Genomic DNA, 22,592 nt, shown 5'->3' with positions numbered 1-22,592 from the left:
AAAGCTTCATAGCATTACTGCAGCCGGGTTCAGAAAAAAATAACAAACGAATTAAAACGATAAAATGGAAAAAGGATTTTCAGGAAATATTGCGAAAGCGTTTATTCAGTCAAAGCTGACCATACTGCTGATGATCGCCTTCTTATTGATTGGCGGTTACAGCACCATGCTGATACCAAGGGAAGAAGAACCGCAGATACAGGTTCCCATGGCCGATGTATTTGTAGGTTTCCCTGGCGCAGAGCCAAAAGAAGTAGAAACAAAGCTGGTGCAGCCAATGGAGAAAATGATCTCCAACATCAAAGGCGTGGAGTATGTGTACTCCACTTCTATGAAAGGGCAGGCCATGCTGATCGTACAGTTCTATGTGGGCGAGGATGTGGAGCGTTCTTTGGTAAAACTCTACAACGAGCTGATGAAGAACATGGATAAAATGCCACAGGGGGTTACCATGCCGATGGTAAAATCAAGAGCGATCGATGATGTGCCTGTGCTGGGCATAACCCTGTGGAGCGAACATTATGATGACTACCAGTTAAAGCAGATAGGCGAAGCGGTTACAAATGAAATAAAAAAGATACCAGATGTTGCTGCAACCAATATTATCGGTGGCAGAAGCCGTGAAGTGAAAGTGGTGCTTGATAAAGATAGGATGGCGCAGAACCATGTTGATGTTCTCAGCATCAGCAAACTGATACAGGGTTCCAATGCACAGATGCAATCAGGCGAACTGATCAAACATGACTCAGCATTTTCTGTGGAGACTGGCAATTTTATTTCGAGTGTGGATGATGTGAAGAACCTTGTGGTTGGTGTAAACCAGCAGCAACCTGTTTACCTGAAACAAATCGCCAATGTGGAAGATGGTGCCGAAACACCCAACCAGTATGTATTCTTTGGTTATGGCAAAGCCGATACTAGCGCAACCGGTGCGTTCAAATCAAATTATCCTGCCGTTACATTATCTATTGCAAAGAAATCAGGTGCCGATGCGATGCATTTATCTGAGCTGATAACAGATAAGGTAGAGCACCTGAAAAAAGAGCTGATACCAGCCGATATACAGGTAACTGTTACACGTAATTATGGCGAAACCGCATCTCATAAAGTTTCAGAATTGCTGTTCCACTTATTCATTTCTATTGTGGTGGTTACACTTTTCGTAATGCTTGCTATGGGATGGCGTGGAGGGCTCGTAGTATTCCTATCCGTACCGGTAACATTTGCGCTTACCTTGTTCAGTTACTACTTCATGGATTATACGCTGAACAGGATCACATTATTTGCACTGGTGTTCATTACAGGTATCGTGGTGGATGATTCTATCATTATTGCAGAGAACATGCACCGCCACTTTAAAATGAAAAGACTGCCCCCCTTACAGGCTGCGCTCTTTGCCATCAATGAAGTGGGTAATCCAACCATTCTCGCGACATTCACTGTTATTGGCGCAGTATTACCAATGGCGTTTGTATCCGGACTAATGGGTCCGTATATGAGCCCAATGCCGATAGGGGCTTCCATTGCGATGATGCTTTCATTGATCGTGGCGCTTACATTAACCCCTTATCTTGGTTATATCCTGCTTCGTGAAAAAGAAAAGCACGGCAGCAAGGAAAAAGCACCTTTACAATTGGAAGCAACCGGCATTTATAAGATATACAAATCTTTTATCAACCCGATGCTGAATACCCGCTGGAAACGCTGGACATTCATGATAAGCATTGTGGTGATATTGTTGGGGTCGCTGAGTTTGTTCTACACAAAAGCTGTTGCTTTAAAAATGCTGCCATTCGATAACAAGAATGAATTCCAGGTGGTGATCGATATGCCGGAGGGCTCAACGTTGGAAAAGACCAATGCAGTGGCACAGGATATCGCGGCTTACATTTCTACGCAGAAACTGGTAAGAAATTACCAGGGTTATATCGGTACAGCAGGCCCAATCAGTTTTAATGGTTTAGTGCGTCACTACGATCTGAGAAGAGGCAATAATGTTGCCGACATACAGGTAAATCTTGTTGATAAAAGTGAACGCGACCTGCAAAGCCACGACATCGCAAAAGCCATGCGTGAGCCTATACAGGCCATTGCTAAAAAATACAGTGCCAATGTAAAACTGGTGGAAGTGCCGCCGGGTCCCCCGGTGCTGTCAACACTGGTTGCAGAAATATATGGTCCTGATTATACAAAGCAAATGGCAGTTGCCAAACAGGTGAAGAGCCTGTTCGATTCAACAGCCGATGTGGTGGACGTGGACTGGATGGTGGAAGACAATCAGCCCGAATATAACCTGGCTGTAGACAAAGAAAAAGCGATGAAGTTAGGTGTTGCGCCTGCACAGGTTGTTGCGACAGTGAATGCGGCCTTGTCAGGCATGCCTGCAGGTAACTTACACAAACCAACTGCCGATGCGCAGGTGAACATCAAACTCCAATTGAGGGATGCAGACAAAACGGACATCAAAGATGTACTCAATTTAAAAGTCATCAGTCAGCAGGGCAATGCAGTACCGGTTGGTGACCTCGTGCAGGTTACAGAGCAGACCAAACAAAAAGCCATCTATCGCAAGAACCAGAAAGAAGTAGTTTTTGTAATGGCAGATATGGCCGGTAAACTCGAAAGTCCATCCTATGCGATAGCCAATATCTCCGACAGCCTGAAGAATATCAAACTGCCTGCAGGTTTTACCCTAAATGAAGAATACACACATCAGCCTGAACTCGAAGACAATTTCACGTTGAAGTGGGACGGCGAATGGCAGATCACTTACGAAGTGTTCTGCGATCTTGGTATAGCATTCGTGGTGGTACTCACTATCATCTACATGCTGATCGTTGGATGGTTTCAGAACTTCCTCGTGCCGTTGGTGATGCTTGCAGCCATACCATTATCATTGATCGGTATTGTACTTGGTCACTGGATAATGGGCGCTTATTTTACTGCAACATCTATGATCGGTTTTATTGCGCTCGCCGGCGTAATGGTGCGAAACTCGGTATTGCTGATCGACTTCATCAATATTCGTTTAAAAGAAGGCATACCATTAAAGCAATCGATCATTGAAGCGGGTGCGGTAAGAACAACGCCGATCCTTTTAACAGCAGGTGCAGTTGCACTCGGCGCCGTCATCATTTTATTCGACCCGATCTTCCAGGGTCTTGCGATCTCCTTAATGGGTGGAACGATCACGTCGACATTCTTAACATTGATCGTGGTGCCATTGCTCTATTACAAAATGATGCGCAAAAAATACGGCGATAAATAATTTTACGGGCCCGACTGTTGAATATGCATGAAGCTTCTGTTGCGTCGCACACTTGTGCTTTCAGTCGACTGTCAACGATCAGCCGATGTTACCGGCCTTGAAGTGTGTCACAACGAAAGCATGATAGAATTACAAAAGCTGATAAACAAAAAAATATGAAACTACTTATTATAACCTGTCTTAAAGAATACCAGCCCGATGTTGCGGATATGCTGGGCAAAGCAAAGATCAAAGTATTTAGTGTGAGTGAAACAACAGGGTTTAAAGACGATCACACGACCGATTTAATGGACAGTTGGTTTGCTGCAAGAAAAGAAAGCTATGACTCGCTTTTCATCTTCAGTTTTACTAATGAAGAAAATGCACAACAGGCTATGCAACTGATAAAGGCTTATAATGAAACCAATGCTACCGCATATCCGGTAAGAGCATTTGTTGTAGCGGTTGAACAATCAAGTTATTAATTCATAAAATAAGAATAAAACAATGAGAGAAAGAATTATTCGGGCGGTTGCTGGTACGTTTGTGCTGACAAGTATTGTACTTGCTTTTTTTGTAAACATACACTGGCTGTGGCTTACGGCATTTGTAGGTGTTAACCTGCTGCAATCATCTTTTACTAAATTTTGCCCGCTTGAAAAAATACTCGATGCATTCGGCGTGGAGGGTACATCATGTAAAAAATAAAAATGCTTATTTATAATAAGCATTTTTATAAAGAGGTCTAAAAAAAATAAAAAAGTGATGATTAATTATCTGTTGCCGGATAACCGATCTCAAGAAGTTTTTTTATTATAACATTTTGCTTGAGATCGGTTCCCGTAACAGTTACTGTTTGATTTTCCTTTGAGGCGTCTGCAGTAACTACGCCGCCCACACCTTGCAGATTATTTTTAATAGTTTGTACGCAACCATCGCATTTAATATTCTTAACATGAATAGTAAGTTCGTTCATAACCTAAAGATTTTAAGTTTACAAAATCATTTTATTTTTTCAACCCCTTTTGGGAATCTATTTTTCAATCTTTTCCCTGGTAAGTAACCTTGTCTCTATGATCTCTTTAAACACTTTTTTTGGAAAGGCACCTGGCTGCATCATTGGTAACTCATCTACGGGTATAAACAAAAAAGTTGGGATACTTTGAATACCAAAAACAGCGGACAATTCAATCTCCTTCTCTGTATTTACTTTATAAACATTCAGTTTGCCGTTGTATTCCTTTGCCAGTTCTTCTAATACAGGCGCCACCATTTTGCAGGGTCCGCACCAGTCTGCATAAAAATCAATAATGGCAGGTATGTCGCCTTTGTATTTCCATTCCTGCTCCGTCTCATAGTTGAATATCTTCTCTTTAAAATCCTGGGTAGTTAATTGTATAGTGTGCATGTTATTTATTTTGATGCAAGTTATAGCACTCTCTAAAAAGCGTACGTGACTATAGTTACAGGAGCTGCGTGGCTGACTCTTTATGCATCAAACAGGAATAATTTTTCACAAACCGGTTATACGAACAAGTGTTCCTGTAAAAAATTCAGATATTTGATCAAACGATTTTTTTATACCAAAACCATTCAGCCACACGCAGCACATTCAACATGAGAAATATTAATACCATTAAAGTTAATTTTAAAGGGGGGATTATTGCACCCGGTCAGCTTTACAACATTCTGCTTGCCGCAGCAAAATCCGGGTTACTCTATGTTCGGTTTGGTCTTCGACAACAACTGCTTTTCGATGTGGAAATAGAAGAACTGGATAATCTTACCGCGGAACTGCAAGCGCTTGGTTTTACTTACGAATTAAACCAGGAAAGCTTTCCCAACATTATGAGTTCCTGTCCTGCAGAAGAAGTGTTTATTCTTAATACATGGCTCAAAGAGCATGTATATAAAGAAGTGCTGGATGCTTTTACCTATACGCCACGTTTAAAGATCAATATCAGCGACAGCAACCAAAGTTTTACACCTTTACTTACCGGCAACATTAATTGGGTAGCCTCTCCTACAGAACCGCAGTTCTGGCACCTGTTTATTCGTTTTCCCAAAACCAATATTGTATATGAGTGGAAAGATATTGTTCATACCAAAGATATCGCCGGCATGTCATTGCTTATAGAAGAAACAATTCTGCAGGATACGCAAAAGTTTTATGATAACAAAGAAGCAAGCGGAGATGAACTATATGAAAAAATAAAGCCCGGCAGCTTTCATACCAGGCCGGCTGCTGCGCCACTTTCATTACCTGCTTTCAACCTGCCATATTATGAAGGATTGAACCGCTACAGCGATAAATATTGGTTAGGCATTTACAGACGTGATGAATTATACGATATAAAATTCATGAAAGATATATGCCTGCTTTGTTTACAAACAGGTATTGAACAATTATATTCTACACCCTGGAAAACTATTATTATAAAAGGCATTAATGGTGCAAGCCGAAAAGACTGGAATGACATTTTAGATAAACACCAGATCAATGTGCGCCATGCAGCTAATGAACTAAATTTCCAGGTAGAAGATTATAACATAGAAGCTTTAAAACTGAAACATCATTTGGTAAAATATCTTAATGATGACGATTCAAGAACATTTGGTGTATGCATTGGTATAAAAACCCGTAGAAAAAGTGAAGTGTTCTGCAGCATACTGGTAAAACGCAAACCACTTATACGCATTGGCAAATGGGAGTTCCTGCACGTATATGATATTTTATGCGCCAAAGATTATAACCCTAATGAACGTACCGATTTTGTGTACAGTAAAGACAACCCAAAATTTGTACTGGCCGAACAATTACGCCGTGCTGTAATTTCTTATTATCGTTATCCCGGCGAAACAGAAGCTGTGTATAATGACTCGCTTGAGTAAATAAAATTCACTTATTGCTGTTGCTTATATAAAATATTTATTCCCCGGGCTTAAGCACTGCGATAATACTTTTGTTGCGTCGCACTCTTGTACTTCCTGTTCAATATTGAGCTAAGTATTGAAGTGTGCGACGCAACCACAGCATCATAGCAGCTATGTTGTCTGGCTCATAAAAAACAAAAAATGCTGAACGAAAAATTACTCAGCATTTTTATTTACAATGCAGAAATTTTATTTCAATCGCTCTGTAAAATCAAGATCATTTTTTTTCAATGTTTCTTTGGCCAACTCATAACCTGCATCGGCATGACGAATAACACCCATGCCCGGGTCATTTCTCAACACGCGTGAAAGCCTTGCTGCAGCATCATCTGAGCCATCTGCAACAATCACCATTCCGGCATGAATGCTGTAACCCATGCCCACACCGCCTCCATGATGAAGGCTTACCCAGCTTGCACCGCCGGCAGTATTTACAAGCGCATTGAGGATCGGCCAATCTGCAACCGCATCGCTGCCATCAAGCATTGCTTCTGTTTCGCGGTTGGGACTCGCAACACTTCCTGTATCCAAATGATCGCGACCAATAACGATTGGCGCTTTTACTTTTCCGGTGCGTACCAGTTCGTTGAATGCAAGACCTGCTTTTTCTCTTTCGCCCTGGCCAAGCCAGCAAATGCGGGCCGGCAAACCCTGGAATGCAATTCTTTCTTTCGCCATTTTCATCCAGCGTATCATGCCTTTGTTATTTGGAAACATGTTCATGATAAGTTCGTCTGTAACAGTAATATCATTTGGATCTCCGCTTAATGCTGCCCAACGAAATGGCCCTTTCCCTTCGCAAAACAACGGGCGAATATAGGCAGGCACAAATCCAGGAAAGTCAAACGCATTCTGCAATCCACGCTCCTGTGCTCTTGCACGAATGTTATTACCATAGTCAAAAGTTATGGCGCCATTTTTTTGCAACTGTAACATTAACTCAACATGCAGCTTCATACTATCGTAACTAAGATCAATATATTGTTGCGGATTTTCTTTGCGCAATACATTTGCCTGTTCATTACTTAATGTGTGCGGCACATAACCAATCAATGGATCATGCGCAGATGTTTGATCTGTTAATGTATCAGGAATGATTTTTCTTTCTATCAATCTTTGTAAGAGATGAACTGCATTACACAACACGCCAATACTTTTTGCAAAACCCTGCTTTTTATAATTCAATGCAGCATCAATTGCTTCATCAATATCTGTGAATTTTTCATCAAGATATTTTGTTTCCAAACGTTTATCAATACGCCACTCTTCTACTTCTGCAATCAATGCCACCCCTTCATTCATGGTAATTGCTAATGGCTGTGCGCCACCCATTCCTCCAAGACCAGCAGTAACATTGAGTGTTCCGCGCAATGATCCACCAAAATGTTTATCTGCTGCTGCAGCATATGTTTCATAAGTTCCTTGAACAATTCCCTGGCTGCCTATATAGATCCAACTGCCCGCAGTCATTTGACCATACATCATTAAACCTTTTTTCTCCAGTTCATCAAAGTGTTTCCAGTTAGCCCAGTTGGGAACGAGTTGAGAATTGCTGATCAACACACGCGGTGCATCTTTATGTGTTCTCAAAATACCAACAGGTTTACCGCTTTGTATCAACAGGCTTTCGTCGTTCTCTAAAATTTTCAAGGCGGCAATAATATTATCGAGCGCTTCAAAGTTGCGTGCCGCCTTGCCTCGGCCACCGTATACAATTAAATCATCGGGTCTTTCTGCCACTTCAGGATCGAGGTTGTTGAGCAACATGCGCAATGCTGCTTCCTGTATCCATCCTTTGCATGTTAATTGCGAGCCGGTTGGCGTTTTGTATTTAATCGCGTCGTAACGCTTTTCTGTCTGAACCATGATATATAAGATTTATCTGATTGGAATGATTTTATTTTGTGCATACCAGCTTTAGTTTTCATAGCATCTTCGTTGCGTCGCAATCCTTTCATCTTCCAGAACTTTGTGAAGCAATTGTTGCAGTTTATTCCTGAGTACAAGTGTGCGACGCAACGAAAGCTTAATAGCAGCCATGCAGATGGCTACATAAAATCCTTACTAAAACTTAATCCTGATCTTGAATAAATAACTTACGCCTGTATCATTATCTGCAACCAAATGCAGTTTCATGGCGTGTTTTCTTTCACTTTGAATGCAAACAGATTCTATTTTATAACCGTTGAATTTTTTATTCGTTGCAGGCAGATCAATAAGTTCATTTACACGCAGCCTGTGTGTAATGATCTTGCGGTAAGCATCTTCAATAACGCCCAGATAACTTTTGCCGATCACACCATCATGGTAACTGTCTGCAGTGTCTTCAATTGAAGTGGTGAACAACAACCAATCATGTTTATAAGAATAACATGCGCCGGAAAGACCCATGGTATCTTCATATTCCGAGAGATCTACTTTCTGTATATCGATCGGGGCGTTCTGCTGGTCGCGAAAGAAATCAAGACTTGTAACAATGAAATGATTGTCTGGATGCGTTTTGTTGGCGCGATTACAAAACACAAGGCAATCGCTTACCTGTGTAGCGCCTTCAATATTCAAATCAGCTATACCTGCGGTTCTTATGCGCTGGTAAAAATTTGTACAATCGAACTCAGTTTTTTTGTTTGTTTCTGTGTCGATCAAAATAGCTTTGGCGCGGTTATCTTTCGAGCCGGAGCCCATTACCAGTAAATAAACACGCCCGTCTAAATGCAGTATAGCTGTGGCTTCAAGGTCTGCTTTAAGTTTCTTTGAAATTCTTTTTTCAGCACTTTCAAAAAGATTGATCTCTTCCAGTTTCTTCCAACGGGTGTTTGTTACTAATACACTTGTTGCATCATCACCAACAATATAAATTTTATCATCATGGAACTCAATACCTGATCCTGACGGGTACGATCTTAGTTCTTTATAGTCGAGCAAATTAAGTTTCATGATAGTGGTTTTGTAAGGTTTATTAATATTGGAACATATCAAATCCTTTGTTCAGTTCAATGGATTTATTATTTGCAAACGTGTTTACGTTTTCCACAAAAGAAAAATCTTTAATAATGTCTGCAACTTTATTAATGTCATCTGCAAATATCCTGTCTTCTGCAGCAAACCCTACATACTCACGCACATAATCATGCGCATATTCAAGCAGCTCGCTGCTTTTCAATGGTCTTCTAAATTCTATAGCCTGGCATGCACTTAATAATTCAATGGCAAGAATGTATTCAAGATTATCCAAAACCTGGTTCAGTTTTCTGCCACTGATGCTGCCCATGCTTACATGATCTTCCTGGCCAAGAGAAGTTGGAATGCTATCTGCACTTGCAGGAAAACATAGTGTTTTATTTTCTGTAACAAGCGCCGCAGTTGTATATTGTGGTATCATAAAGCCACTGTTCAAGCCAACATCTTTCATTAACAGCATTGGTAAACCCCATTTACCTTCCAGCAACAAATAACAACGACGATCAGAAATATTACCAATTTCGGCTGCTGCAAAACATGCATAATCTAATGGCAATGCAAGAGGTTGTCCATGAAAATTACCGCCACTTATCGTATCATTAGCAGAGAGAATAATTGGATTATCTGTAACTGCGTTCAATTCAATTTCCGTAAGCTCTTTCAAATGCAGCCATGCATTTCTTGAAGCACCATGCACCTGCGGCATGCAACGTAAAGAATAGGGATCCTGTACACGACCGCAATCAACATGACTTTGCATGATTGCTGATTCGTGCAATAACAAACGCAGACGTTGCGCAACCAGTTTGTTTCCGGTGTATGGTCGCAGTTGATGAAGACGTGCGTCGAATGGTGCTTTTGTTCCGGTCAATGCCTCCAAACTCATGGCGCCAATAATATCTGCAGCTTCCAGACAATTATGCATGCGTTGCACTGCCTTTGCTGCAAAAGATAAAATGAATTGTGTGCCATTGATCAATGCAAGACCTTCTTTCGGTCCGAGTTTTATGGGAGATACATGCATCTTACGTAATACATCCGGTGTATCATGCAGCATTCCTTTATAATAAACCTGCCCTAAACCAATTAGTGGCAAAAATAAATGTGCAAGTGGTGCAAGATCACCGGAAGCGCCAACAGAACCTTTTGCAGGTACAATGGGAATAATGTCATTTTCTATGTGCCAGATAATTCTTTCGACAGTTGCCAATTGCACGCCACTAAAACCCTGTGATAAGGCGTGAACTTTTGTGATCATCATTAGTTTTGCGATTTCTAGCGGGATATTCTCACCCACCCCGACACTATGGCTTTGTAATATTTTATGTTGGAGTATAGTGGTGTCTTCGGCAGAAATGGTTGTATTGGCAAGTATACCAAAACCCGTATTGATACCATAAACAGTTTTATTATTATTTACAATTTCCTGAACATGCTGCTGGCTGGCTCTTATGTTATCAATGGCCTCTTCAGAAAGCGATGCCCGCTTTTTTCCATCGGCAATGTTAATAGCCACCTGAACTGTTAATTTGTCAATACCATATTTAAATTCATTCATGTCAATCTTCTTTATTTTATTTTCTTTTGTACTCTTTCATACACACCTTCATTCTGAAGATTATTTTCCATTGCAGTTAAGGCATCAAGCAGCTTTTTGCTTTGCATGCTTTCATTGCCAAGTTCATCCATAGCTTTTTGCAAAGCACTCCAAACAGGCTGTATTTTTTGTAGCAGCTTTTGCCCCTTAGCAGTAAAGGTTACCACTTTATGCCTTGCATCAGTTTTTGAAACTGTTGATTTAATAAATCCTTTTTGCTGCAGGCTGCTTACCATTTGGCTTGCGGCAGAGTGAGAAATTCTAAGTTCATTGGATATATAACGGATAGAAACTTCACCATGTTCTGAAAGCAAATAAAAAATAGGAAACCAGGAAGCATCAAAATTTATTTTATGTTTTTTGTATATCTTGTTTACATCATTAAGAAAAACTTCGCTTAACCGCTTTAATCTCGTTCCAAAAAATAGATAACCAAGGGATTGATAAAAGTTCATAAGGGGAAAATTATATAAGTGCTTATATAATTTCAAAGGTAAAAAGTTTTTTGAAACAGAAAAATAAAGTTTACAGTTCTAATTTGGCGTGCTGGCTTTACTTAAATATTGGCACAATTGATGTTTTGTGCAGAAGATAGCCATGCTGCACAAGAGTGCGACGCAACAGGCGATGCCATCCGTGGCAAAGATTGGTTCATAATAATTTCATAAACTTTCAATAATTTCTGAAAATTCATTATATTTGTACTGTTAAACTTATCTCATGAAAGTAATTATCATTGGCGGTGGATTTGCAGGACTAAAACTTGCCCGCCGGCTTAACAATAAAGAAGACATTGAAGTAACACTTATAGACAAGAATAATTATCACCAGTTTCAGCCATTATTTTACCAGGTGGCAACTGCAGGGCTTGATGCGAGTAATATTTCCTTCCCGCTGCGCAAAGCTTTCCAGGGCAGCAAGAATGTACATGTTAGACTGGCAGAAGTAAAAGAAATACAAACTGCAAATAATAAAATTGTTACTGACATTGGAGATTTTGATTACGACCGTCTTGTAATTGCAACCGGCGCCGATACAAATTTCTTTGGCAATGATGTTTTGAAAGAAAACGCTTTTCCCATGAAATCAACTGTTGAGGCGTTGCAACTTCGTAACAGGCTGATCCAAAATTTTGAAGATGCATTGCTTGTAAAAGATAAAGATCCGCAGGCATTACAGCGCATGATGACCATTGTTGTTGTTGGCGGCGGACCAACCGGTGTTGAAGTAAGTGGCGCACTTGCAGAAATGCGTAACAATATTTTGCCCAAAGATTATCCTGACCTCGACTTTAAACAAATGAAGATCTACCTCGTTGAGGGAAGTCCAAAAACTTTGGGTGCTATGAGCGAAAAGAGTTCTGAGCAAAGCCTGAAATATTTGAAAGAACTTGGTGTAGAAGTAATAACGCAAACTGTTGTAAAGAGTTATGATGGCACGAATGCATTGTTATCAAACGGTGAAAGTATCGGCACTAAAATAGTTATATGGGCTGCGGGCATTAAAGGCAATGTACCTGCTGGTATTGATGCATCATTGATCGTTCGCGGTAATCGCATAAAAGTTGATCGCACCAACAAGATCATTGGTTCTGAAAATGTATATGCCATTGGCGACATTTCTTATATGGAAACCCCTTTGTATCCGCATGGCCATCCGCAGGTAGCAAACGTTGCCATTAACCAGGCAAAAAATCTTGCGGTTAATTTAATAAGGCAGGTTACAGGCAACAAACATTACCAGGATGAATTTGAGTATAAAGACAAAGGCAGCATGGCAACAGTTGGTAAACACAAAGCTGTTGTAGATATTCCCAAACCAAAAATTCATTTTGGTGGCTGGCTTGCATGGATGGTATGGATGGGCCTGCATCTGGTGCTCATCGTTGGTGTAAAAAACCGCTTGCAAATATTTGTAAACTGGATCTATAAATATTTTACATCAGATCAAAGTTTGCGATTACTGTTTAGAATTTCTTTCAGACCCGTAAAACGGGACGTAGATATTAAGTAAAACCATTTTTATGTACTTAGCTTTTGTGCTACTATTAAACTTTGTTGCGTCGCACACCTGTACTGAAGCTTTTATGGCTGCGACAAATCATACTCAAGTAAGCAATATTTCTCTGCAATTGAAAAACATGTAAGCTATTTATGTCAACATTTAGCATCTTTGGTAATTATAACATTATATGGATAACAGTTTTTTAGCATACATGCAGCATCTTGAATTGATTGCTTTTTTTTCCGGTTATCCATTAATATACGCAGTTGCTTTTTTTATTGCCGGCAATAATCATTTAAAAAATAATCTTAAAAGCAGAGTTGTTTCACTTTTACCTTTTTCGTATGCCCTGATGGGTGCATTATATGCGGGACTTCAATTAAAAAAATTATATCCGGATTATTCTTTTGAAAATATACAGCTGATTATACAACAGCCGTACCTGGTAATATGGGGGCTTCTCTCCATTTTATTCTGGATACCGGTCCTTGCCCAAAAAAAAGTTTTAAGCCTAATTCATAGTCTTGTCTTTTTCTTTTTTTTAGCAAAAGATTTATTCTTACAATTTTCTTCATCAATAGCCGATAATAATATTGTAAGCAATGACATGAAAATATACACACTTAGCCTTCTTTTCAACCTGGCCTCCCTTGCGCTTATACTATTATTGTCTTTTTTGTTTATCCATTACAAAAGACGTTCAATTTTTCGCTCTCACAATTAGAAGTTTCCTGTTGCTTTATTCCAAGGGAAGCTCTGTTTTTAATCATTAATCTTTTATAGTCAATAATTTTTCATACCCAACCTATGCCTAATTATAATATACAAACGTGATAAACGTCAGTTTATACTTTGATAGATGTCATAAAAGGGTTCAATTTTCAGGAATAGTTTTACTCTGTTAATGATTAATTTTTTCATTCTAAATATTTTTTATGAAACTGCTTACCACCAATACATTAATGGTTCTTCTTATTCTAATAAGTGGTTATGGATACATTGCGAGTTGCACTCATGATGATATTGTTCCTCCGGCCCAGGCCAATCCAACGCCGGTTATAACCCGTGGTGAAAATGTTCATCTTCCAAACGCTACAGGTGTGGCTGATGGAGACACTACTAAATGGAAATTAGATAAAGCCCACTCCAGCGTTTTATGGTCAACCGCCTATGTTGGCGCTGCCGGATTACTTACCGGCCGGTTTAACCAGTTTGGCATGCATGATGTAACGAATGCTAAAATGCTAAAATATCCAACTCCTTCGCGTGGACAGGTATTACCAGATACATCCTGGGCATTTTACGAAAACGATCCATCAAAAATATATTTTAATGGATATGTTCAGATGAATACCTCAAACACAGGAGAGCCTGGCCGTGATAGCGGATGCATTTTAGGTACAGGCTATTATAACACAGTAAAAATCATACCCGGGTATCAAAATCTTGAGATTAATAATCTTGCAAAGATCAAAACAACTAAAGTAGAATTTGATCCATTAAGTAATGATTATATCGTAACGTTTGATTTTATATGGCAGGGTTCATTAGCTAGCCCGCTGACTCAATCAATTGTTGGCAGGCTCAAATATATTCCAAAAGCGGCTGTTAAAGATGCAGTCACCGGCAATGTCCTTTATAGCGTTTTTGGCCTTCAGCTTAATTTCCAATTTGACTGTAGGGATTTCGGTGTTACAAGCACAAGTGTAGCTGACGTTATCGATATTGAATGTAATATGAATTTTAATAATAAGTAATCAATAAAAATGAATTATCATGAAAAAAATAATCACATATGCAGGGTTCATTTTTATGGTTGCTGTAGCTTTTAGCGGATGTTATACTGATGTAATAAGACCCGAAGCAAAGTCTGATCCAAATGGCCCTCCACAGGCAGTCAGTTATAAAACTGAACTGGCTCCGATGTTCGAAACCAAATGTGCATTGTCAGGCTGCCATGTTTCGGGTGCTCACCACCCTTATATGACTGCAGATGTCTCTTATTACCAGATTGTAAATGGCGGTTATGTGAACACCAGTATTCCGGATCAAAGTCTATTAATGATAATGATCAGGGGGGAAATGAGTCAGTATATCCCTTCTTCAAAAGATCAGCAAAAAGTTTACGACTGGATAAGAAATGGCGCACCAAACAATTAAATGTACCTAAAAAGTAAAAAAATGAAACTCAAAATAAACAAACAAGGTTACCGGCTTACATTTAAGCTTTGTTTGGCAAGCCTGATCTTTTTATCATGCTTAAAGCTTAATGCACAAGACAGCACTGCAACAAGTGAAGCTTCAGCAGCGCCGGTAAAAATTAAACCGGTTAAAAATACTTTCCAAAGTATTTGGATCATAGACAATCAAACGGTAATGGTTCCGGTAAAAAAGACATTGGAATTTGATTTCCAGCACAGAATGGGTTTAGTAAATAATGGCTCAAAAGACCTTTGGGGCTTGTTTGGATCTGCTAATATCAGGCTGGGGGTTAACTACTCACCAATAAACAAGTTATACGTAGGAATAGGTATCGCCAAATACAATATGCTGTTAGATTTGAATGCCAAATATTCCATCATCACTCAAACCAAAAACAAATATGCAGTAAGTGTATCCTGGTATGGCAACGCAGCTGTTGACACAAGAAAAGAAGCCACGCTTAATAATGGAGAAGATATCAAACACAATTCGGACAGGTATACTTTTTTCAACCAGTTACTTATTGCGAGGAAAATTTCTGATAAGCTCTCACTGCAAGTTGCACCAAGTTGGTCTCACCAAAACGCAGTATGGGGTTATTATACTTCATATGATACTGCAACAAAGCAATACGGCAATACATATAAGACTATGAACAATGAGCACTTTGCCATTGCTGTATCGGGAAGATATAAATTCTCTAACTTGTGTTCGGTCATTTTTAACTATGATCAACCGTTAACAATACACAATGAGAATAATCCTAATCCCAATATTTCATTAGGTCTTGAGGTTAATACAAGCAGCCACGCATTCCAGATATTTATTGGTAACTATAATCAACTTAATCCTCAACATAATAATATGTACAATCAAAATAATCCATTAGGTGAATATACTGATGCTAATAAAAAAGTACATAAGGGTTATCAATATCTGATCGGCTTTAACATTACCAGGTTATGGAATTATTAATACGAAAAAAATAAAAAATGCTGGAATTTGAAGATAGCCTGGGTTGGATTCAATCCAGGTTTTTTATTTAAACCTGACAAGAAAAAATAAATACATTCAATGAAAAATTTTTAGTGAAAATGAACAAACAGGGCGGCAATATAATTCCAGTCATCTTATTTGCAGTTATTCTCTGTATCATTTTTTCCTGCGAAAACAATCATGCTTCTGATAAGACAAAAATTAAAAGTATAGATTCGGTCAACACAAATAAAACAAAAAAGATCTCGCATAAGCCCTACAGCACATTTCAGGACACTTTAAAAGTAAGTAAACCGTCTGCAGTATTCTTTCACCCTGACTCGCTGCAATTAGAAAAAATAAAACAACAAACTGATAGCACGGCCTTTAAGGATCTAACGCATGTAGATTTTTATTTAACGCAAAATGCCCGTAACGTAATTAGAAATGCATGGCCCTCCTTAAATATTATTGAGGCAAGAAGCTTCAGGTATCTTCTTTTTCTAAAAAAAGATGGTTCAAAAGAGTACATTGACCTGGATCAATATGTTGAGACCTTTGGACTTTTTTTGTTTGATGGGAAAAAGTCACCAAAGTTTGTTGACATGATGAATGTTGACACTGAATTATACTTTTATTTTAAAAAATAGATATTAATATTTCTACCAAGTTTCTCCTTATCAATTATTTCCCTTTATTCAGTAGACCAAGCAATCATTCAGATTATTAATATTATTATTTCTTTTCAAAAAAAACATGATCAAAATCATGCAGCAGATATGCATTAATCAATTAATAAAATTCAATCGTCTATTACCTTGCTTAGATAGAATTATTCTTATTACTTCAAATTATCAATAACAATAAAACCTGATCAACATGAAAAGTAAGCTTATCAAAACCGTTACATTTATTACTACCGTATTATGTATGTTTATTATCATATCCGGATATAAACCATTTTACCAAAATAAACCATGGGCAGTACCCGATAATTACAAAAACATGAAAAGCAAAGTTGCTGCTGATAAAGAGTCAATTGCCGCGGGAAAAGAATTATATGCAACACATTGTAAATCCTGCCACGGCGCTAAAGGCCTGGGTGATGGGACAAAGGCAGCCCAGTTAAAAACAGAGCCCGGAGATTTTTCTGCAGCAGCATTCCAATCTCAAAGCGACGGTTCGCTTTTTTATAAAATATCAGAAGGAAGAGATGATATGCCAAATTTTAAAAAGAAAATTCCCGACCAGGATGATATATGGAGCGTTGTCAATTATCTAAGGACTTTAAAAAAATAAAAAGTGTATAAATTTTTGTACCCGGCATCAGTTCTTTATGCATCTGCTCTTGCGTCGCACTCTTGTACTATAGAGTACAAATCGTCAGAAGAATTACAAATTACCTATTTACATTTCGTAATTGACACGCAAAATTCAGAACGCACAAGTGAGTGACACAAGAGGCGATGCCATTTATTCAACTGTTGATTCCAAAATAAATTTTAAAGCGTAACTGAAAAGCAAAATATGCTATCTCAAAACTTTGCTGCACCTAACTACAAAAAATATCATCAACTTTTATGAAAGAAGAAAATAAAACATCATCAAGAAAGAAGTTTATGTTAGGAGCTATTGCCATATTTACTTCTTTAACCGCTTTAAAATTTTGGTTGCCAAAAGATAATAAGAAAGGCACGGAAAAAAAAGATACAGTAAAAATGCTTACGCAGGATGGGAGGCTGGTAGAAATAGATAAGGCACTGCTAACTTCCAAAAACAAAAAAATTACTGATGAAGAACTTAAAACATGGGTAAAGAAATAATCTTCAGTCCTGACAGATAAACAACCAACAATGAAAAATAATGATACATCACGAAGAGATTTTCTGGCAACAGCTTTATTGGCAGGTGTTGCCTCCGGATGCTCTTCCAATAATCCTTTCGATCCGGGAGACAACAAAAAAGTTCCATCGGGTGAAATGGTAAAATTGCTATCAGTAGATGGGGAAATTATTGAAGTAGATAAAGCATTTTTAAATCCTGTTCCTGAAGTGCCCACACTAACCAACAGCGAGGAGAGAATAGGTATTGAAGGAAAAAAATTTGTAATGGTGATTGATCTTTCCAGGTGCAAAAATGTAGGAGCCTGTAAAGTTGCCTGCAATCATGCCCATCATTTAAATCCTGGCCAAAACTGGATAAAGATACATGCCATGGAAGATGCGGAGCATACAGCTCCATACTGGCAACCTACTACCTGCATGCATTGTGATGAACCGCCCTGTGTAAAGGTTTGCCCTGTTGATGCAACATTTAAACGTAAAGATGGAATTGTACTGATTGATAATGAAAGATGCATTGGCTGTCGCTTTTGTATGGCTGCCTGTCCCTATTCCACAAGAGTTTTTAATTGGCAGGAACCTATACTGGAAGAAAAAATTGCTACACAACATTATTCATGCGAAACAAGTGTGCCACAAAAAATTGGTACTGTAAGTAAATGTGATTTCTGCCCCGATATGGCAAGAAAAGGAGAACTACCGCATTGCGTATCTGCGTGCCCAAATGGAGTTTATTTCTTTGGTGATATGAATGAAGATTCAGTAACCAACGGCGCCGAAACATTTCGCTTTAGTGATCTGATAAAAGATAAAGCAGGCTATCGTTTGATGGAAGACCTTGGCACAAAGCCAAGGGTTTATTATTTGCCTCCGGTAAACCGAAACTTCCCATTCGAATCAGGACTGGAAAAAGATACTACGGAAAAAAATAATTCTAAATAACTGAACGTGGAAACTTCAACTACTTTAACAAACGAAATAATCACCAATGATCTTCTTCCGCAAAAGTTTGGCAAACGCGGAATGATATGGACAGGCATTTTAATAGCCTTTTGCGTGGTTGGTGCTTTTGCTTATTACATGCAATTGAAAAATGGCTTATCTGTTACAGCGATGCGGGATTATGTTTCATGGGGAATATATATTTCCAACTTTGTATTTTTCGTAGCGATAAGCCTTGTAGGTTCATTAATTACTGCAGTATTTCGGCTGGCGAATGTAAAATGGAGTACACCGCTTACAAGGATCGCTGAGATCATTGCAGTATCAGCGATTTTTTTTGCATCGCTGATTATTATAGTAGACATGGGAAGACCTGAAAGGCTATTTAATCTTTTTGTGTATGGAAGGCTCCAATCACCTATTATGTGGGATGTGATTGTGATAACCACTTACTTTTTCATAAGCCTCCTGTTATTATTCTTTCCTTTACTGCCCGATTTAAAAATCCTTATCAGTAGCAAGGAAGTATTGGGGAAAAGTTTTAGTAAACTATACCGCTTTCTTGGTTCTTTTTGGAAAGGTACAAGGCTGCAGGATAAATTAAATAAACGCGCTGTGAATATCCTCTGCATAATTATTATTCCTGTCGCTTTCTGTATACACACAGTTACATCCTGGTTGTTTGCAACTACCTATCGCCCTGGTTGGGACAGTACCAATTTTGGTGCATATTTTATTTCTGGTGCTTTTTTAGTTGGGGCCGGAGGTGTATTGGTAGCCATGTATGTTTTCAGAAAAGTATACGCTCTTGAAAAATATATTACCACACTTCATTTTGATAAGATGGGCCGCATTGTTGTGTTACTTGCACTACTCTATCTATACTTTAACGTGAACGAATATTTAGTTCCCGCATTTAAAATGAAAAAATCAGAAGAGGCTCATCTTACTGGCCTATTTACAGGCGAATATGCACCACTATTCTGGTTTGCTATCCTTGCGGGCATGATAATACCCATTTTCATTTTGATTTTTAAAAGAGGAAGAAATCCTTTACCAGCATTTATTGCAGGCATATTGGTTGTGGTTGGTGCATGGTTTAAACGATTCCTTATTGTAACCCCTACTTTACTGCATCCATTTCTTCCAATGACGGATGTGCCTGAAAGCTATAAACATTATTTTCCAAGCTGGCAGGAATGGGCTATTGCAATGGGCTCATTGGCAGGAGCATTACTGGTCATTACTTTTTTTGCAAGGATATTCCCGATAATACCCATCCAGGAAACTATAAACGAACAACATGAAACAGGCAATAAATAAATTCCGGATTGTTATTTTATTTTTCATTTTAACAACAGGGATAAAAACAATTTCATTTGCACAGGATTCCACTGCCTCTCCTGTTTTATTAGATATAAAATATTTTGTTTCAGATAAGCAGGTTCCTTACCTGGTTGTAAAAACAAAAACAAAAAAAGACAGAAAATTTTTACCTGTAGAAGGCGTGCCTGTAACTGTTTTTCTGAATGAAGAATCAAATGCCGCAATGTTAGGAAAGGCTACCACCGATGAAAAAGGGGAAGGTAAAATCATAATCCCAGCTTCTTTTAAATTGGCCTGGGATTCTTCATCTGAATTTATATTTAAAGCAGTTTCGAATGCCACAGGAAAAATAGAAGCACTATCTGCTGAATTGTCTATAAAAAAAGCAAAACTTGTTCTGGATACTTTAAATGAAGATGGTATAAGAAGTATAAGGGTAACCGCATTGGAAAAAACCGGCAGCGAATGGAAGCCGGCAAAAGACGTAGAAGTAAAAATAATGGTAAAAAGATTATTAGGTGACCTGCCTGTAGGTGATGCAGAATCTTATACGACTGATTCGACCGGGCAGGTAGTTGCTGAGTTTAAAAGAGATAGTTTACCTGGAGATATAAAAGGCAACTTAATGCTGCTTGCAAAAACAGAAGACAATGATTTGTATGGCAATCTGTTTATAGAAAAGGCTTTCAAATGGGGAAAACCACTCCAGGATAATAATGATGCATTCAACAGCAGATCATTATGGGGAACCCAAAACAAAACTCCACTCTGGCTGCTTGGCATTGCATACTCAATAATTATTGGTGTATGGGGTGTGATTATTTTTCTTGTATTTCAGCTGTTAAAAATCAAAAAAATTGGCCGCGAAATATTACAACAATGAAATGTGTGTGCACCAATAAACTATTACACGTAAAATATAATTTACTTTTTTGTAATGATAAAAGTAGATGAGCAAGATTTCTTAGCATGCATTTGGAGTACAACTCGTCGTTCTTTGTGTCACTCAAACTTATGTATTCTGAGCTACAACTAGTAAAATCAACTTTCAAAACTTTTGCCTTGGTTGCCTTCCTTCAGTACAAGAATGCTAAACAAGCGAAGCTTAATAGAAATAATCAGTAGGCTCAAAATATGTCTTATAAAAATTATCCTCTCAATTAATGCAGTCCATCCATAATACTCTGGAATTTTGTTACAAGCTGTTTTTGATAAGCTGTTCTGTTTGCAGGTTTTATTGGAGACTTTTCGTCAGGGTCCGTTATAATATTATAAAATGCACCTGTTGAATCATAAAGCTTGTATGTAGTATCCTGTGTCCATCTTTTGTATGCATTGCCACCTTCAGTTCCTGGTGCATAATGGCAAAATATCCAATCTCTTGGCGTTGTTGGAAGGCCAACAAGCTGGTTATAAAAACTATGTCCATCAATAGTGCCATATGTGGATGGGATAGTTATCCCCGCTGCATCTGCAAGTGTGGGAAGAAAATCTGTAAAATCAACCAGGTTAGGATTAACCTGTCTTGGTGCAATTTTTCCTGGCCATGCCACAATAAGAGGCACATGTGTACCGGCAGTTGTTGATTCTCCTTTTTGTCCTTCATAACGCACACCGTTTACATAGTAATAAATGTAGTGTGGCGTACCATTATCGCCAATGAACATTACAATGGTTTTTTTGGAAAGATTCCATGCTGCTAATGAATCCATTATTTGCCCTACTTTTTTATCCATATACTTTGCCATTGATGGGAAGAATGCAGTATCAGGCGTGCTTGTTTTAGCGTTCCACGAAGCAAACTCAGGGTCATCCGGTGTTGGACTGTAAGGATAATGACAAAGCGTAATGGGAAAATAAACAAAGAAATTTTTCCTTCGATTTTGTTTTACAAAATTCAGTACGCTATCTGTAAAAATATCATCGCCATATTTTCCTTGTGTAAGTGCTGCAGGAAGATAATTTCCCGCTGTATAAATAGTGGGATCTTTATACCGGGAACCCTGAGGATCTGTCTTAGAGGGGTTGTACACGCTGTACCTCGGAAAACCAAGGCTGCGTATAGATGAATCGGCGCCATCCAGTTCCCATTTACCGGCAACATAAGTTGCATAGCCTGCATCTCTCAGTAATGTACCAAATGTTTTTTCATTTGGATTCATTACACCCCAGTCAACATAATTTCTGAAATTATATTTACCGGTCATAATTGCAAATCTTGAAGGTGCACAAAGTGGAGAGCTATAACATTGTGTAAACCGCATCCCCTTCGCGGCCATTTTATCTATATTCGGAGTAGAATATGTCTGGCCCCCATCTGCCGTAGGAACAAAATAACCAATATCATCTCCAAGTATAACAATAATATTAGGTTTCGTTACAGCGCCGGATGCATCTTCACCGTCTGAAGCAATTGATTGCAGCGGTTTTAATTCATCTGCCTTATGGCACGATGAGGCAGTTATAAACAGCAAAAACAGAAAGAGAAATGAGTTTGCAGACAGAGCATGAATTAGTTTTGGATATTTCATAAAGGTGGAGTTAATAAAACTAAATTAAGAAA

Annotated in this window: 22 protein-coding genes; 15 read left to right on the top strand and 7 right to left on the bottom strand. The window is 38.6% G+C overall.

Going from position 1 to position 22,592, the window contains the following annotated elements:
- Positions 1-64 precede the first annotated feature (64 nt).
- The 3 genes from FRZ67_RS22210 (at position 65) to FRZ67_RS22200 (ending at position 3,955) form a co-directional block, all read left to right on the top strand.
- The gene (locus FRZ67_RS22210; protein ID WP_147192754.1) at positions 65-3,268 is read left to right on the top strand and encodes an efflux RND transporter permease subunit; all 3,204 of its coding nucleotides are present in this window, start codon (positions 65-67) and stop codon (positions 3,266-3,268) included.
- Between the two features lie 155 nt (positions 3,269-3,423).
- The gene (locus FRZ67_RS22205; RefSeq protein ID WP_147192753.1) at positions 3,424-3,732 is read left to right on the top strand and encodes a hypothetical protein; all 309 of its coding nucleotides are present in this window, start codon (positions 3,424-3,426) and stop codon (positions 3,730-3,732) included.
- A 22-nt stretch (positions 3,733-3,754) separates the two neighbouring features.
- Positions 3,755-3,955 (top strand): YgaP family membrane protein, encoded by a 201-nt coding sequence (locus FRZ67_RS22200; RefSeq protein ID WP_147192752.1) that lies wholly within the window; start codon positions 3,755-3,757, stop codon positions 3,953-3,955.
- A 61-nt stretch (positions 3,956-4,016) separates the two neighbouring features.
- Here FRZ67_RS22200 and FRZ67_RS22195 read toward each other — a convergent pair whose 3' ends face one another.
- Positions 4,017-4,223: a heavy-metal-associated domain-containing protein gene (locus tag FRZ67_RS22195; RefSeq protein ID WP_147192751.1), complete on the bottom strand. Its 207-nt coding sequence runs from the start codon at positions 4,221-4,223 to the stop codon at positions 4,017-4,019.
- Between the two features lie 57 nt (positions 4,224-4,280).
- Positions 4,281-4,655, bottom strand: a complete 375-nt coding sequence (gene trxA / locus FRZ67_RS22190; protein WP_147192750.1) for a thioredoxin — start codon at positions 4,653-4,655, stop codon at positions 4,281-4,283.
- A gap of 209 nt (positions 4,656-4,864) precedes the next feature.
- On the opposite strand from trxA, the gene FRZ67_RS22185 reads away from it, so the two are divergent.
- The gene (locus tag FRZ67_RS22185) at positions 4,865-6,139 is read left to right on the top strand and encodes a rubredoxin (protein ID WP_147192749.1); all 1,275 of its coding nucleotides are present in this window, start codon (positions 4,865-4,867) and stop codon (positions 6,137-6,139) included.
- A gap of 231 nt (positions 6,140-6,370) precedes the next feature.
- On the opposite strand, the gene hutU is transcribed toward FRZ67_RS22185, so the two are convergent.
- The 4 genes from hutU to FRZ67_RS22165 form a co-directional block, all read right to left on the bottom strand.
- Entirely contained in the window at positions 6,371-8,047 is a 1,677-nt protein-coding gene (gene hutU / locus FRZ67_RS22180) for a urocanate hydratase (protein WP_147192748.1), read from the bottom strand.
- 198 nt (positions 8,048-8,245) lie between these two features.
- A complete protein-coding gene (locus FRZ67_RS22175) occupies positions 8,246-9,118 on the bottom strand; it encodes a DUF6929 family protein (protein ID WP_147192747.1) in 873 nt (290 codons plus the stop codon).
- Positions 9,119-9,140: 22 nt separating this feature from the next.
- Complete coding sequence (gene hutH / locus FRZ67_RS22170) at positions 9,141-10,700, bottom strand: histidine ammonia-lyase (protein WP_147192746.1); 1,560 nt, start codon at positions 10,698-10,700, stop codon at positions 9,141-9,143.
- Between the two features lie 11 nt (positions 10,701-10,711).
- Complete coding sequence (locus FRZ67_RS22165; protein ID WP_147192745.1) at positions 10,712-11,194, bottom strand: MarR family winged helix-turn-helix transcriptional regulator; 483 nt, start codon at positions 11,192-11,194, stop codon at positions 10,712-10,714.
- Between the two features lie 265 nt (positions 11,195-11,459).
- Between FRZ67_RS22165 and FRZ67_RS22155 the strand changes: the two genes are divergently transcribed.
- The 11 genes from FRZ67_RS22155 to FRZ67_RS22105 all read left to right on the top strand — a co-directional run bounded on the left by FRZ67_RS22155 (position 11,460) and on the right by FRZ67_RS22105 (position 20,912).
- Positions 11,460-12,752, top strand: coding sequence for an NAD(P)/FAD-dependent oxidoreductase (locus tag FRZ67_RS22155; RefSeq protein WP_147192744.1), 1,293 nt, complete (start codon positions 11,460-11,462; stop codon positions 12,750-12,752).
- Between the two features lie 178 nt (positions 12,753-12,930).
- Complete coding sequence (locus FRZ67_RS22150; protein ID WP_147192743.1) at positions 12,931-13,467, top strand: hypothetical protein; 537 nt, start codon at positions 12,931-12,933, stop codon at positions 13,465-13,467.
- A gap of 211 nt (positions 13,468-13,678) precedes the next feature.
- Positions 13,679-14,500, top strand: a complete 822-nt coding sequence (locus FRZ67_RS22145; RefSeq protein ID WP_147192742.1) for a hypothetical protein — start codon at positions 13,679-13,681, stop codon at positions 14,498-14,500.
- Between the two features lie 19 nt (positions 14,501-14,519).
- Entirely contained in the window at positions 14,520-14,903 is a 384-nt protein-coding gene (locus FRZ67_RS22140; protein WP_147192741.1) for a hypothetical protein, read from the top strand.
- A 21-nt stretch (positions 14,904-14,924) separates the two neighbouring features.
- The gene (locus FRZ67_RS22135; protein WP_147192740.1) at positions 14,925-15,920 is read left to right on the top strand and encodes a DUF5777 family beta-barrel protein; all 996 of its coding nucleotides are present in this window, start codon (positions 14,925-14,927) and stop codon (positions 15,918-15,920) included.
- A gap of 119 nt (positions 15,921-16,039) precedes the next feature.
- The gene (locus tag FRZ67_RS22130) at positions 16,040-16,570 is read left to right on the top strand and encodes a hypothetical protein (RefSeq protein WP_147192739.1); all 531 of its coding nucleotides are present in this window, start codon (positions 16,040-16,042) and stop codon (positions 16,568-16,570) included.
- Between the two features lie 229 nt (positions 16,571-16,799).
- Positions 16,800-17,219, top strand: coding sequence for a c-type cytochrome (locus FRZ67_RS22125; RefSeq protein WP_225975441.1), 420 nt, complete (start codon positions 16,800-16,802; stop codon positions 17,217-17,219).
- 281 nt (positions 17,220-17,500) lie between these two features.
- The gene (locus FRZ67_RS22120) at positions 17,501-17,743 is read left to right on the top strand and encodes a hypothetical protein (protein ID WP_147192738.1); all 243 of its coding nucleotides are present in this window, start codon (positions 17,501-17,503) and stop codon (positions 17,741-17,743) included.
- A gap of 30 nt (positions 17,744-17,773) precedes the next feature.
- Positions 17,774-18,703 carry a 4Fe-4S dicluster domain-containing protein gene (locus FRZ67_RS22115; RefSeq protein ID WP_147192737.1) on the top strand — a complete coding sequence of 310 codons (930 nt, stop codon included), beginning with the start codon at positions 17,774-17,776 and terminating at the stop codon, positions 18,701-18,703.
- A gap of 6 nt (positions 18,704-18,709) precedes the next feature.
- Positions 18,710-20,026 (top strand): NrfD/PsrC family molybdoenzyme membrane anchor subunit, encoded by a 1,317-nt coding sequence (gene nrfD / locus FRZ67_RS22110; protein ID WP_225975440.1) that lies wholly within the window; start codon positions 18,710-18,712, stop codon positions 20,024-20,026.
- Positions 20,007-20,912: a hypothetical protein gene (locus tag FRZ67_RS22105; protein ID WP_147192736.1), complete on the top strand. Its 906-nt coding sequence runs from the start codon at positions 20,007-20,009 to the stop codon at positions 20,910-20,912. Before nrfD ends, FRZ67_RS22105 begins: the two co-directional genes overlap by 20 nt.
- A 277-nt stretch (positions 20,913-21,189) precedes the next feature.
- Here the strand turns inward: FRZ67_RS22105 and FRZ67_RS22100 are convergent, their stop codons facing one another.
- On the bottom strand, positions 21,190-22,560 hold the full coding sequence (locus tag FRZ67_RS22100; RefSeq protein WP_147192735.1) for a sulfatase-like hydrolase/transferase: 1,371 nt from the start codon (positions 22,558-22,560) through the stop codon (positions 21,190-21,192).
- Between the last annotated feature and the right edge of the window lie 32 nt (positions 22,561-22,592).

It is taken from the genome of Panacibacter ginsenosidivorans (assembly GCF_007971225.1).
Lineage (GTDB): Bacteria > Bacteroidota > Bacteroidia > Chitinophagales > Chitinophagaceae > Panacibacter > Panacibacter ginsenosidivorans.
Note: the sequence above shows the minus strand (reverse complement) of the source record. Positions and strands in the feature narration are given on the sequence as shown.